Origin of the sequence: Streptomyces sp. BPTC-684, assembly GCF_030028635.1 — a bacterium.
Lineage (GTDB): Bacteria > Actinomycetota > Actinomycetes > Streptomycetales > Streptomycetaceae > Streptomyces > Streptomyces noboritoensis.
In genome coordinates this window covers 458,306-471,652 of record NZ_CP124863.1, presented here as the reverse complement: position 1 = coordinate 471,652, position 13,347 = coordinate 458,306, and the positions used below count along the sequence as shown (strand labels likewise).

Annotated in this window: 10 protein-coding genes; 7 read left to right on the top strand and 3 right to left on the bottom strand. The window is 72.3% G+C overall.

Annotated elements, in window-relative coordinates; genetic code table 11:
- Positions 1-14: 14 nt before the first annotated feature.
- Genes QIY60_RS02155 through QIY60_RS02135 form a run of 5 tightly spaced genes read left to right on the top strand, consistent with a single transcriptional unit; the run spans position 15 to position 5,143 of the window.
- Positions 15-1,649, top strand: a complete 1,635-nt coding sequence (locus QIY60_RS02155) for an amino acid adenylation domain-containing protein (RefSeq protein WP_283140841.1) — start codon at positions 15-17, stop codon at positions 1,647-1,649.
- 18 nt (positions 1,650-1,667) lie between these two features.
- Positions 1,668-1,940: a phosphopantetheine-binding protein gene (locus QIY60_RS02150; protein WP_190093353.1), complete on the top strand. Its 273-nt coding sequence runs from the start codon at positions 1,668-1,670 to the stop codon at positions 1,938-1,940.
- A gap of 7 nt (positions 1,941-1,947) precedes the next feature.
- Positions 1,948-2,736, top strand: a complete 789-nt coding sequence (locus QIY60_RS02145) for an alpha/beta fold hydrolase (protein WP_283140840.1) — start codon at positions 1,948-1,950, stop codon at positions 2,734-2,736.
- Positions 2,733-3,905 carry an acyl-CoA dehydrogenase family protein gene (locus QIY60_RS02140; protein ID WP_283140839.1) on the top strand — a complete coding sequence of 391 codons (1,173 nt, stop codon included), beginning with the start codon at positions 2,733-2,735 and terminating at the stop codon, positions 3,903-3,905. Before QIY60_RS02145 ends, QIY60_RS02140 begins: the two co-directional genes overlap by 4 nt.
- The gene (locus QIY60_RS02135) at positions 3,902-5,143 is read left to right on the top strand and encodes a benzoate/H(+) symporter BenE family transporter (RefSeq protein ID WP_283140838.1); all 1,242 of its coding nucleotides are present in this window, start codon (positions 3,902-3,904) and stop codon (positions 5,141-5,143) included. Before QIY60_RS02140 ends, QIY60_RS02135 begins: the two co-directional genes overlap by 4 nt.
- 25 nt (positions 5,144-5,168) lie before the next feature.
- Here the strand turns inward: QIY60_RS02135 and QIY60_RS02130 are convergent, their stop codons facing one another.
- Positions 5,169-6,311 carry an SRPBCC family protein gene (locus QIY60_RS02130; protein WP_283140837.1) on the bottom strand — a complete coding sequence of 381 codons (1,143 nt, stop codon included), beginning with the start codon at positions 6,309-6,311 and terminating at the stop codon, positions 5,169-5,171.
- A gap of 180 nt (positions 6,312-6,491) precedes the next feature.
- On the opposite strand from QIY60_RS02130, the gene QIY60_RS02125 reads away from it, so the two are divergent.
- Positions 6,492-7,808: a cation:proton antiporter gene (locus QIY60_RS02125; protein WP_283140836.1), complete on the top strand. Its 1,317-nt coding sequence runs from the start codon at positions 6,492-6,494 to the stop codon at positions 7,806-7,808.
- 3,089 nt (positions 7,809-10,897) lie between these two features.
- Positions 10,898-11,293 (top strand): hypothetical protein, encoded by a 396-nt coding sequence (locus QIY60_RS02120; RefSeq protein ID WP_283140835.1) that lies wholly within the window; start codon positions 10,898-10,900, stop codon positions 11,291-11,293.
- 216 nt (positions 11,294-11,509) lie between these two features.
- Here QIY60_RS02120 and QIY60_RS02115 read toward each other — a convergent pair whose 3' ends face one another.
- Together QIY60_RS02115 and QIY60_RS02110 are read right to left on the bottom strand one after the other, a co-directional pair.
- On the bottom strand, positions 11,510-11,830 hold the full coding sequence (locus tag QIY60_RS02115) for a hypothetical protein (RefSeq protein ID WP_283140834.1): 321 nt from the start codon (positions 11,828-11,830) through the stop codon (positions 11,510-11,512).
- Between the two features lie 29 nt (positions 11,831-11,859).
- Positions 11,860-13,032, bottom strand: coding sequence for a magnesium and cobalt transport protein CorA (locus QIY60_RS02110; protein ID WP_283140833.1), 1,173 nt, complete (start codon positions 13,030-13,032; stop codon positions 11,860-11,862).
- Positions 13,033-13,347: the final 315 nt, after the last annotated feature.

The window sequence follows — 13,347 nt, the reverse complement described above, 5'->3', positions numbered from 1 at the left end:
CCACATCCCGAGGGGTGTCTGCGCTGGAAAGACAAACGGGGACCCGACTCACCGGCACCCAGGAGGCGTTCGCCCTCCACCGCCGGATCAACCGGACCGCATCCGACTATCCACGGGACAGCTCGGTGCCCGCGCTCTTCGCCGCGAGCGTCGCCCGCGACCCGGACGCGCCCGCGGTCGTGCAGGGCGGGCGCGCGTACACCTACGGGGAGCTCGACCGGCTCTCCAACGGGCTCGCCCGCCGACTGCTCGCCGAGGGATTCCCGCCCGGGGCGACCGTCGGGGTCTGTCTGACGCGCTCGCCCGAGCTGATCGTGGCGCTGCTCGCGGTGCTGAAGTGCGGGGGCGCGTATCTGCCGTTCGACGTGGGCTGGCCCGACGAGCGCCTGCACGGCCTGTTCGCGGACGCCGACTGCCGATGGGTGCTGACCGACCGTCATGAACAGCTCTCCCGACGGCTGCCCCAGTGCCAAGTGCTCGCAGTAGAGGGCAAGTTGGAGGAAGCCGAAACCGCCCCGGTGGTCGGGACGACCGGCGACTCCCTCGCGTACATCAACTTCACCTCGGGCTCCACGGGCCGCCCCAAGGGCGTGGCCATCCGCCACCGCAGCATCGCCCGGCTCGTCCTCGGCGCCCGCTTCGCCCGGCTCGACGCGGACAGCCGGCTGCTCCAGCTCGCGCCGGTCACGTTCGACGCCGCGACCTTCGAGATCTGGGGCGCGCTGCTCAACGGCGGTACGTGCGTGCTCTACCCGGACGGCCTGGTAAGGCTCTCCCGGCTCGGGCGGGTCATCGACGAACACCGCGTCACCGTCGTCTTCCTCACCACGGCGCTGTTCAACGCCGTGGTCGACGAGGCGCCCGAGGCCGTCGACGGGACCGGGACCGTCCTGATGGGCGGCGAGCTCCACTCGATCCCGCACGTGGCGGCGGCGCTGCGGCGGTACGGACCGGGCCGTCTGGTCCATGTGTACGGCCCCACCGAGGCCACCACCTTCGCCACCTACCACCCCGTCGACCGGCTGCTCCCCGACTCCGGGCTGCTGCCGATCGGGAAACCCCTCCAGAACACCCGCCTCTATGTGATCGACGGCGACACCCTGTGCGAGCCGGGCCGGACCGGTGAGATCTGTCTGGCGGGCGACGGACTCTCGCCCGGCTATGTGGGCATGCCGGAGCTCACCGCCGACCGCTTCGTCGAGCGGCTGGTCGACGGTGTGACCGAACGGCTCTACCGGACCGGCGACCACGGAACCCTGCTCCCCGACGGCTCGCTCGTCTTCCAGGGCCGCGACGACGATCAGGTCAAGATCAACGGCTTCCGTATCGAGCTGGGCGAAGTAGCCCACCACCTCGACCACCATCCCGCCGTGCGGCGCAGCCATGTGACGGTGAGCACCGCACGCGGCGAACGGGCCCTGGTCGCGTTCGTGGTGACGGACGACCAGTCCGCCACGCCCACCTCCCTGCGCCACTACCTGCGGACCCGGCTCCCCGCGTATCTGGTCCCGGCCCGCATCCACCTGTGCGAGGCGCTGCCGCTCACGGCGACCGGCAAGGTCGACGGCCGCGCGCTGCTCGCCGCGCACGACAGCCACACCCCACCACCCGCCACCCCGGCCGCCCAGCCGGTGGCCTCGCGGGACTGACCGGACGGAGGAGAGACCATGACTTCCCAGGACTCGCAGGCGGCGCTCGGTACGCCGCCGATGACCGCGACCGAGGAGGCGATCGCCGAGATCTGGCGCGGTCTGTTCGGCATCACCGAAGTGGCCGTCGGCGACGACTTCTTCGAGCTCGGCGGCAACTCGCTCACCGCCATCAAGTTCCTGTCCCGGGTAGAGGAGCGCTTCGCCGTCGACGTGCTGCTGCCCGAGACGCTCTACGAGGACGCCAGGCTGAGCAGTCTGGCCAAGGCCGTCGACGAGGCGATGGCGTAGGCCCGCCGTGCGCCCCCCACCCCGCGCCGCCGCGCCGCCCGGGACCGCGACGGACAGCACGTTCGCCCGGTTCTCCGGCGCCGCCGCGGTCACCACCCGGCTGTTCTGCTTCCCGTACGCGGGCGGCGGCACCCAGGTCTTCCGCGGCTGGCAGGAGCGGATGCCGCCGGGCGTCGGGGTGACCGGCATCCGGCTGCCCGGGCGCGAACAGCGCTTCCGGGAGCGGCCCTTCGACTCCTGGCCGCAGGCGCTCGGGGCGCTGACCGAGGCCCTGGCCCCGGAGACCGAACGCGGGCCGTACGCCTTCTTCGGCCACAGTCTGGGCGCCCGGCTCGCGTACGAACTCACCCACCGGCTCACCGCCGACGGCCACCGCCCGCCCGAGCTCCTGGTCGTCTCGGCGTGCCGCGCGCCGGGCGTGGCACCGCGCACCCCGCCCATGCACACCATGGACGGGCCCACGCTGCACCGACGGCTGCGCGAGATGAACGGCGTGCCGCCCGAAGTCCTCGCCAGCCGCGCCCTGATGAAGCTGTTGGAACCGGTGCTCCGGGCCGATCTGCGGCTCGCCGAGACCTGGGAGCCGTCACCGGGGCGGATCGCGGCGCCGGTCCTGGCGCTGTGCGGAGATGACGACGACATCGACCCGTACGAGGACATGGTGGCCTGGAAGCACCACACGTCGGCGGAGTTCGCGATCCGGTCCTTTCCCGCCGGGCACTTCTTCCTGCGCGACGAGGAGGAGGCCGTGCTCGCGGCGATCTGCGGGCGGCTGGGGACGGAGGGTGTGCGATGACGGACCCGCTGAGCAGCCCTTCCCCCTATCTCACCCCGGAACACGAGGAGTTCCGAGCCGCAGTCCGTACGTTCTTCCGCAAGGAGGTCGTGCCGTACGCGGCGGAGTGGGAGCGGCAGCGGGCGATGCCCCGCTCGGCCTGGCAGGCCTTCGCCGCCGAGGGGCTGCTCGGGCTCAACCACCCCACCTCGGTGGGCGGTGCGGGTCTCGACTTCTTCCACTCGGTGGTCTTCCTGGAGGAGCTGGGCCGGACCGGCTTCGGGGGAGTGCGGTTCGCGGTGGCGCTCCACGCCTACATGGGCACCAGCTACCTCGCCACCAACGGCTCGCCCGAGCTGCGACAGCGCTATCTGCGCCCCGCCGTGGCGGGCGGTCTGATCGCCGCCCTCGCGATCACCGAACCGCAGGCGGGCTCGGACCTCGCCCGTCTGGAGGCGACGGCCGTCGAGGACGGCGACCATCTGGTGGTCGACGCCGAGAAGCGCTTCATCGTCAACGGCGCCTTCGCGGACTTCTTCGTGACAGCGGTACGCACGGGTGAACTGGGAGCACGGCAGGGCAACCTGACCCTGCTGGTCGTGGACCGCGCCACCGAGGGCGTCCACGTACTGCCCAACGACTCGATCGCCTGGCGGGCCTCGGGCATGGCCGACATCAGCATGCGCGGGGTGCGGGTGCCCAAGGAGAACGTGATCGGCCGCCGCAACTCCGGCTTCGTACAGATCATGAAGAACATGCAGCTGGAGCGGCTGGCGGCGGGGATCTCGGCGGTCGGCGACGCGGCCAACTGCCTGGACACCACCTGGAAGTACCTGAAGAGCCGGGTCATGTTCGAGTCGACGCTCAGCGCCAAGCAGGCCGTCCGCCACAAGATGGCCGATCTGCTCACCGAGGTCGAGGCGGCCCGGCAGCTCGCCCACCACGCGGCCTGGAGCTACGCCCGCGACCCCCTGTCGATCACGGCCTGCTCGATGGCTAAGCTCAAGGCCACCGAAGTGGCCCGGACCGTCGCCGAGGAATGCCGCCATCTGCACGGCTCCGAGGGCTTCCGCGAGGGCGCGCCGATCGTCCAGACCGTGCATGACGCCCAAGCCGCCACCGTCGCCGCCGGAGCGAGCGAGGTCATGCGCGACATCGTCGTACAGAGCGGATACGAGGAGTTGCCGTGACCACGTCCGAGACGGAGGCGGCGAGCGCCGGCGGTCCACCGGGCCCGAAGCCGGCTCCGCAGCGGGGCCCGGGCCTGGCGTCCGAGCTGGTCAGGGCCGGGACGGTCGGGCTGATCGCCGCGTTCGTGGGGTTCTCCAGCTCGTTCGCGATCGTCCTCGAAGGCCTCACACGGGTCGGCGCGAGCCGCGCCGAGGCGGCGTCCGGCCTGATGGCCCTCTCCGTCTCGATGGGCGCCTGCGCGATCTTCCTCAGCCTGCGGCTGCGGATGCCGATCAGCGTCGCCTGGTCGACACCGGGCGCGGCGCTGCTGGCCGGCTCGGCCTCGGTCGACGGCGGATTCGGCGCGGCCGTCGGCGCGTTCCTGGTGACCGCCGCGCTGATCGTGGTCACCGGACTGTGGAAGCCGCTCGGCCGCTGGGTCTCGGCCATCCCGAAACCGCTGGCCAACGCCATGCTCGCGGGAATCCTGCTGCCGCTGTGCCTGGCCCCCGCCAAGGCGGTCCAGGAGAAACCGGCGGTGGGCCTGGCGATCGTCGCCGTCTGGGCGCTCGTCGGCACCTTCAAGAAGCTGTACGCGGTACCGGCCGCGGTCGTCGTCGCCGTGGTCCTGATCACCGCGACCACCCACATCTCCGCCGCCGACCTCGGACCGCTGTGGCCCGAGCCGGTCCTGGTCACCCCCGACTTCACGGCGGCGGCCGTGATCGGCATCGCCCTGCCGCTGTACGTGGTGACGATGGCGTCGCAGAACATCCCGGGCATCGCGGTCCTGAACGTCAACGGCTACGAGCCCGAGCCGGGCCCGCTGTTCGGCTGGACCGGCGCGTTCGGCCTGGCCTCGGCGCCGTTCGGCGGCCACGCGGTCAACCTCGCCGCGATCACCGCCGCGCTGTGCGCCGACGAGAACGCGGGCCCCGACCCGCGCAAGCGCTACCGGGCGGCGGCGATCGGCGGCGGCGCCTACATCCTGCTCGGCCTGGGCGCAGGCGCGGCGGTCGCGTTCGTCGGCGCGGCCCCGCCCACCCTGATCGAGGCGGTGGCGGGCCTGGCACTGCTCGGCGCGCTGGGAAACTCGCTGGTGGGAGCGGTGACCGACCCGGGCGACCGCGAGGCGGCGGTGGTCACGCTGGTGGTGACGGTGTCGGGGGTGCAGTTCTTCGGGATCAGCGGCGCGTTCTGGGGGTTGCTGGCCGGGGGCGCGCTGTACGCGGCGAAGCGGCGACTGCCGACGAAGTGAGCCGGGCCTTCGCGACGGCCGCGAGTCACTCCCCGAAAAGGTGCGCCTCGATCGCCTCGTTGTACTTCTGGAGCGCGAACTCCTGCGTACCAAAGCAGTGTTCGTCGTTGGCCCCGGTCGTCAGACCGATCTGGATCTCGCGATAGATTTCGAGGTCCTCGTACTGCACCTGATAGGTCAGCTGCCGGTTTTCCTCCCACTGCTCGACGCTGCCTTCCCGTACCGATCCCTTGGGCACGATGAGGCGCAGCTTCACGAGCGTACGGGTCGGGCTCAGCGGGTGACTGGTAATCCACAGGAAGTGGTCCGACTGATGCAGCACCGTCTCGTTGGGAAAGATCGTGTGGATCACGTTCGCCACCGACAGAAGACGTCGTTCACTGCGCTCGGTCTTGGTGATGAAGTTTATCGACCGCTTCGGCAGGATCGAACGCAGATGGGGCCCGAACGCATCGAAGAAGAAGGTGCTGTTCTCGAAGAGCGGGTTGGCACTCTTCGCATGAAGGAAGGGGAAGTGGTAACCCTCCAGGGTTCCTTCGACGACCAGCTTCCAATTGATCTCCCACTCCTGGCTCTCGGCGCCGTAGATCTCGTACGAGGAGAGATCGAGATCCGCGATGTCGGGAAGGAAGTCGCCCAGGAACGCGTCGAGGTCGGACCGGCCCGGATTCTCCTCGGGCATCAGCCAGACGAACCCGTACGCCTCCACCGCCGGGAGCGCCACCAGGTTGCGTTTTCCCCGCTCGACGCCGGGGAAGCAGTGCGGGCTGGGGATCGCGGCGAGGGTGCCGTCCAGATCGTAACGCCAGGCGTGATAACCGCAGATGAACTGTCTGCGCTCGCCGGAGGGGTCCTTTTCCAGGCGCGCTCCGCGATGCCGGCAGGCGTTGAGGAAGACGTGCGCCACCCCGTCCTGGTCGCGGCTGACGATCAACGGCCTGCCGAAATGCTCCAGGGTCGCGAAGGTGCCGGGAGCCGGAATCTCGGAGCCGTGCACCAGCATCGAGGGCAACTTGGTGAAAATGCGGTCGAGTTCCGCCTGGTACCACTCCGGTGACCGATAGCGGTCGACGCTGACCCGGGTGTCCGAGTCGGTCAGCGGGAGTCGCTTGTCGCGAAGGTGCTCCAGGGCGCGGTCAAGGATCCGGAGTTCCTCGTCGCGATCCATCCGCCAACTCCCTCCAAGTCCCCTGCGGGTTTCGGGTCCGCCGGAATTCTATAGCGGTTCCCGAGAGGTGACGAGACCTGTTCAATGTCAAAAAACGCGCGGTTGAACGGGAGTTGTGCTTTTCCCTGAAAGCCCGGTAGAACGGCGCGACACCCTGCGGCCCGACAGGAGTGAGCCGACGTGCAGACGCATCTCCTACTCGCCGGATCCACCGCGCCCCCCACCGGACGGTTCCTCCTCGCCCTCGCCGTCATCCTCACGGTGGCCTTCGTACTGGCCCGGCTGGCGCAGCGCGTGCGGCAGCCCGCCGTGATGGGCGAGATCGTCGGCGGCATCCTGCTGGGCCCGAGCCTCCTCTCCCTCTTCCCGGGCGAGCTGGAGACCCGGCTTGTCCCACCCGCCACGCTGCCCTACCTCCAGCTCCTGTCCCAACTGGGCCTGGTGCTCTTCATGTTCGGCGTGGGCTACCAGTTCGACATCGGGCATCTGCGCACGCCCACCGCGAAACGGCAGGTGGCGGCGGTCTCGCTGAGCTCGGTGGCGCTGCCGTTCGCGCTGGGCGCGGGGCTCGCGTACGGGCTCTACCCCTGGCTGAGCAAGTCCGAGCTGAAGACGGACGGCCCGCTGGGCCCGGCGCTCTTCCTCGGTGCGGCGATGTCCATCACCGCCTTCCCGGTCCTGGCCCGCATTTTGGCCGAACGAGGCCTGTACAAGGACCCGTTGGGGTCCATATCGCTCGCCTGCGCGGCCGTCCAGGACTTCCTGGCGTGGTGCATCCTGGCGGCCGTGGTCGTCGTGGTCCGCGCGAGCGGACCGTGGCCGCTGGCCCGGATGGCGCTGGAGTCGGCGCTGCTGCTCGCCGCGCTCGTCCTGCTCGTACGCCCGGGCCTCGGCTGGCTCCTCGCCCCGGCCAGACCGTGGGCGGGCGGCACCGCGCTCACCCACGCCGTCCTCGTGGTCGGCGTCCTGCTGACCGCCGTCGCGACCGACGAGATCGGCCTGCACGCGGTCTTCGGCGCGTTCGCGTTCGGCGCGGTGGTCCCGCGCGCCCGGATCGACGAGACGGCCCCGCAGGTCCCCGAACGCATCGAGCAGACCAGCCTGCTGCTCCTGCCCGTCTTCTTCACGGTCACCGGCATGTCCGTGGACGTCTCCGGCCTCGGCGGCCGCGGCCTGGCCATGACGGCGGCGGTCCTGGCGGCGGCCTGCGTGGGCAAGTTCACCGGCGCGTTCGGCGCGGCCCGCCTCACCGGAGCGGCTCCCCGCGAGGCGACGGCCCTGGGCGTACTCCTGAACGCCCGCGGCCTGACCGAACTGGTCATCCTCAACGTGGGCCTGGGCCTGGGCGTCATCGACACGCGCCTGTTCACGGCGATGGTGCTGATGGCGGTGGCCACGACGCTGATGACGGGGCCGCTGCTTGACCGGGCGCGTCCGCCGGAGCCACCGGCGAACAGGAGCGCGTCGGTGGACCGGCCTGTTCACGACGCGGCCTGACGCGATCCTCGGCGCTGTAGTCGGCTCCCGTGCGTACGGCCAGGGCCGCCAGCACCGCCAGATTCCGCGGGGCGACGCGGCGCAGGGCCTCCAGGACCCTGTCCCACCGGGTCAGCCGCAGCGCCTCGACGAGGTGCCGGCGGGCCTGCGCGGTGGGGCCGAGCGTCTGCGCCACGGCGGCGAGGGCCAGGCCGCGGCGGTCCTCGGCACGGATGGTTCCGGCCAGTTCGACGGCCCGGACCGGCTGCCCCGCCGCGGCCAGGGCACCCGCGACGGCGGGCAGCGCGATGTCGCGCATGACGGGATCCGTGAGTCCGTCGAGGAGCGCGAGGGCGCGATCGTGGCGCCCGGCCACGGCCAGCGCTCCGGCAGCGTAGCCCAGCGTCCGCTCGTACTCGACGGGTTCTTCGATGTCGTCCGCGAGTTCCTCGACGCGGGCGAACCGGCCCGCCTCGGCCAGCGCTTTGCCGATCGCCGAGAGCGTCTCGTCGGCCGCGTGGGCGTCGGTGAGGGCGTGGGCCAGGTCGACGGACTCGTCGTACCGGCCCGCCAGGGCCAGCACCCTTGCCACCGAAGCGAGCCCCCATGCCCGGTGGTGGGGGCTGTCCTTGGCGTCGGCGAGCTCGCGGGCCCGACGCGTGAGCGCCATCGCCCGCCCGGGGCGGCCCGCCTTGGCCCAGGCCGTGGCGACATCGCACAGCGCCTCGCATCGCTCGCTCGGGTGGACGAGGTGGAGGGCGACGGCGGTGGCCTGCCGGAAGGCGTCGGTCGCGTGCCGCTCCCGGCCCACGGCGAGGAACGCCTTGCCGACGGCGGCCAGGTCACGCGCCCGCCCGAGGGCGCTGCCGTGGCGGGTACGGCCGACGGCCCGCCGGGCGAGCCCCGCCGCCTGATCGGGCTCGCCCGCCGCCAGCGCCTCGGCGAGCGCTGCCAGGACCGTTACGCGTACGGGAGGTTCGAGCCCGCCGCGGGCGAGATCGGTGACCAGGTGCGCGGCTTCGGTCGCCTCGGCGTGGAGCCCGGCGGCGGCCAGGGCGTTCGCGACGAAGGCGAGGGCCCGGACCCGCAGGACGGGATCGGTGACGAGCTCGGCGGCCTCGCGGGCGGCTTCGGCGGCCCGGCCCCGGCAGCCCGGGTCGACGGCAGCCTCGCTGACGCAGGTGAACGCCCGGGTCCGCTCGTACGGGTCGACGAGGCCACCGGCCACTTCCACGGCCCGCTCCTGGTGCCCTTCGCGGGCCAGCACACCGGCGAGGTCCGCGAGCAGTTCCTCACGGTCGTCCTCGTCGTCGATGCCGAGGGCGAGGCCGATGGACTCTTCCGGCAGCGCGGCCTCGGCCAGCGCCCTGGCGACGGCGGGCGTGGCCCAGCCGCGCTGGACCGGGTCGGTGAGGGTGCGGGTGAAGTCGACCGCCTCCCGGGCGACTTCGGCCGCCCGGGCGCGGTGGCCCGCCGTGGCCAGCGCCGAGGCGACGGCGGCCAGGGTCTGGGCCTGCTCGTGCGCCGTCCAGTAGCGTGCGAAACGGGTCGCCCGCCGGACCGACTCGTCCGCCTCCTGCGGAAGTCCGGCCGAGGCCAGCGCCGCCCCGACGGCGCCGAGCACTTCGGCGCGCGTACGCAACGGGATCGTGGACGCGATCTCCTGGGCCTGCCGCGCGAGGGCGACGGCGCGGCCGTGCCGGCCCGCCCCCGCCAGGCCCGTGGCGACGGTGGCCAGCGCCTTGGCCCGCTCGTCCGCTGCCCCGACGGTACGGGCGAGTTCGGCGGCCCGGTCGTGGTGCCCCGCCGAGACCAGCTCGCGCACGATCCGCTTCAGCGCCTCGTCCCGCAGGTAGTCGCTGGGGTTGCTCCTCGCCAGCTCGACCGCCGACGAGATCGCCGACTCCGTACGACCGGTCGCGGCCAGCGCTCCGGCGACCTCGGCGAGAGCCACGTCCCTGCTGACGGGGCCCTGCGCCCTGGCGAGGTTGACGGCGCGGTCGACGTGCCCGAGCCGTGCCCACAGGGCGATCAGCGAGGAGGGAAGGTGGTCCATGCGGTCGTGGAGCGCGTCCCGGCGGACTGCCAGCAGGACTGCCGCGTCGACGTCCGGCCCGTCGGGCCCGGCGCCGTCGAGCAGCAGCAGGTCGAAGGCGAGCGCGATCTCGGTGAGGGCCTCCAGGTCGGAGCCGCTGACGCGCCACAGGCGTTCGTGGCGGGCCGGGTCGCGGGCCAGCGCGGTCAGCCGGGCGGTGTCCCGCTGTTCGACCAGGAGCTGGACGTAGCCCCGCAGCAGGTACTCGGGAGTGCCGGCCGGCCACCCGGAGTCCCGGTACTCCTCCGCCCAGGCGTGCAAGCGGCCCCGGAAGCAGGCCTGCTCACCGTCGGTGAGCAGGGCCAGAGCGCTCCGCTGGATCTCCTCGTGCGCCAGCAGATAAGCCGCTGCGCCCCGGGCCCAGTGGGGAGCCCGGGTCCGGAAGCTCCGGCCGCTGACGGCGGTCAGCTCGCGCTCGACCAGCCGGGGCCGACTGCCGGTTAGGCGGGCGAGGTCGGCCGCGCTGAGGCCGCCCCCGGCGGCGGCGATCAGCCCCACCAGATCCCGGCCCGCCCCGCCCCCTTCCAGGAGCCGGAGCAGATCGCGCTCGGCGTCGAGCCGTACGGCCTGTGCGTGGGGCGACGGGGCCAGCGGGTGGTCGATGGCGCTGTCCCGCAGGGGATGGTCCGAAGGCACGTCGTCGGGCACGGGCGGATGGGGGCGCCCGGCCACCAGGACGCGCATACCGTGCGGGGGGCGGCGGGGCAGCAGCGCGCCGATGCTGTGGCTGTCCGCCCCCGAGGTCACCCCGCGGTCCTCGTCCAACCCGTCGACGACCAGGACCAGCCGCCGCTGCCGCCGCGCGCAGGATTCCGCCGCCCGGTCGAGTGCGAGGAGCAGCTGCTCCTCGCGCGTGCAGTCCGTCGCCAGCGGCTCTTCCTCACCCAGCAGCGCGTACAGCTGCCGCTGAACGACTTCGCAGAACGCCCGCCGGTCGTTCTGCCGCGCCAGCCGGGAGGTGACGAAGAACGCGACGACGTCGACGTCCGGGGGCGGATGGAGGACGAAGTGCGCCATGACCGCCGACTTCCCGGCCCAGGCGGGGGCCAGCCAGCGCCAGTACGTGGCGGCGATGGGGCACGAAGGGGGGCTTGGGGCGGGCTCCGGGGCTGGGGCCGAGGTGGTGCCTGAGGTGGTGTGCGGCGCGGTGCGCGAGGTGGTGCCTGTGGCGGTGCCTGAGGTGGTCCCTGAGGCGGTGTCCGGCGCGGTGTCTGAGGTGGTGCCCAAGGTGGTGCCTGAGGCGGTGTCCGGCGCGGTGCCTGAGGTGGTGCCCGAGGTGGTGCCTGAGGCGGTGCCCGGCGCGGTGCGGAACGGGCTCGGGGTGGGCTCCGAGGCAGGACCAGGCGCGGTGCCCTGCTCTGCGCAGAACTGGGCCATGGCAGCCAACTCGCTCTCCCGCCCGCACAGTTGAGCCGCAGCGATGGCTTCCACCTGCAGCAGATAGCCCGAGTGCGGGACGCGCGGCGGCGCCGTCTCCGCGACCGTCACGTTCCCATTGATCACCCCGGAGTTCGACAGCGCGACGGGGCCCTCGGCCCGCGCCTGACCGGTGCTCCGCGCCGACAGCCGCTCCCGCCCTGCCATCCGTATGCCCTCCGCCCGGACCCCGCCGCTCGCGGGCGGTGCGCTACGGCTGCTCGAACCCGGTGTTCGCCCGACTGCCGCCACCCTCGGCGTGCGCGTCCCCAGTCTGGCCGATCTCCGTGGAGCCCGACCCCGGAACGCCGATCAGGCCCGTATTGGCGCTGCCTCCGCCACGGGCCGTGGCCGCGCCGGTACCGGAGACGCCGACGGTACGACCTCCAGCCCCCGCCAGAGCCGCCCACGCGGCCGCACCAAGGCCCGCGATCCCCACCAGCGCGGAGACGACCCCCGCGACCTGATCCGCGCGGTCCCAGCTCAGCACCGAGAACACCCCGGCGCACCCCGCGAGCACCAATCCGGTCACCACGAGAACGCCACGCTGCCCACTGCCCATCAAAGCCAGTCCCGACGCTTGAAGATGAAGTACAGACTCACGCACACCCCCGCCATCAGCAGGATCGCGAAGGGGTATCCAGCCACCCACTTCAGCTCCGGCATGTTCTCGAAGTTCATGCCGTAGATCGTTCCCACCAACGTGGGAGCAAACAAAATGGCCGCCCAAGACGAGATCTTCTTGATCTCCTCGTTCTGTTCGAAGCCCGCCTCCGCCAACGCCCGCATCTCCGCGTTCTGTTGCTGGGTGACCAGTGTCGCGTTGACCGTGAGGATCTCCGTGAGGGCCTGGCGGAAGCCGTCCACGCGTTCGCTGGTGTGGGTGACGTGGTCGGCTACGTCGCGGAGGTAGCGTTGGAGTTCCTCGTCCGTGCCGTACTTGGCGAAGCCCGCCATCAGGCCGTGCAGCATGCCGACCAGGGGGCGGGTGGCGCGCTGGAACTCGACGATTTCCCGGGAGAGTTCGTAGATGCGGCGGGACACCTCGGGGTCGCCGCGGAAGACTTCCGTCTCGATCTCGTCGATGTCGTTCTGGACGCCGGAAACCACGGGTACGTAGCCGTCCACCACCGCGTCCAGGATCGCGTACAGCACCGCCTCCGGGCCCAGGGCCAGCAGCTCCGGTGTCTCCTCCATGCGGCGGCGCACCGCCGACAGGTCGGGGGCGGCGCCGTGGCGGACGGTGATGAGGAAGTCGCGGCCGATGAAGACGTGTAGCTCGCCGAAGTCGACCTCCTCCGGGGCGTCCAGATAGCGGGCCGCGCGCAGGACGACGAAAAGGGTCTCGCCGTACCGTTCGAGCTTCGGGCGCTGGTGGGCCTCCAGGGCGTCCTCCACCGCGAGCGGGTGGAGGTCGAACTCCTCGGCCAGCGACAGCAGTTCGGCCTCCGACGGGCGGTGCAGGCCGATCCACGCCATACCGTCGGGCGTCTCGCGCAGCCGGCGGAAGGTCTCCGCCAGCGTGTCGGGGGACGAGACGCGGCGGCCGTCCCGGTACAGCGCGGACTCCACGACACTGCGGTGGTCGTGGCGTACGGGCCCGGGGGAGGCCGGTGCGGCGACCGCGGGGGGCGTGGACGCGGGCGGGTTCGGCGGCGGGGCGAGCTGGCGCCGCCACGAGTGCTTCTTCGAGGGCGGCGGAGACTGGCCGGAACGCCCTCCTCGCTCGGTCACGGCGTCACCTGGCCTGGAGCGGCTCCGCGCTCGGTCATGGCGCCGACCACCAGGCCCGGAGTGGATCCCCGCTCCGTCACGGCGTCACCAGGCCCGGGCCGGCCCCTCGCTCTCCTCGCTCGGTCATGGCTCCACCTCCCGCGCGCGACCGCCTCCGGCGGTGTTCCGCGGCGGGCCGGGGTGTGCCGGAGTGTGCCCGCCTGGTCTCGGTGCAGGATATACGGCTCAAATGGCGCAGGCTCGGCACAGGCTCGGCGTCCGCCAAAGATCCGGACGCCGTCCGGATCTTTGGCGGACGCCGAGCGTCTACCTCCC

What these genes read in the sequence shown, in the direction of transcription:
- QIY60_RS02130 (WP_283140837.1), bottom strand. Translation starts at nt 6,311, where the DNA reads ATGGATCGCGACGAGGAACTCCGGATCCTTGACCGCGCCCTGGAGCAC.
- QIY60_RS02140 (WP_283140839.1), top strand. Translation starts at nt 2,733, where the DNA reads ATGACGGACCCGCTGAGCAGCCCTTCCCCCTATCTCACCCCGGAACAC.
- QIY60_RS02120 (WP_283140835.1), top strand. Translation starts at nt 10,898, where the DNA reads ATGACCGCCGACTTCCCGGCCCAGGCGGGGGCCAGCCAGCGCCAGTAC.
- QIY60_RS02150 (WP_190093353.1), top strand. Translation starts at nt 1,668, where the DNA reads ATGACTTCCCAGGACTCGCAGGCGGCGCTCGGTACGCCGCCGATGACC.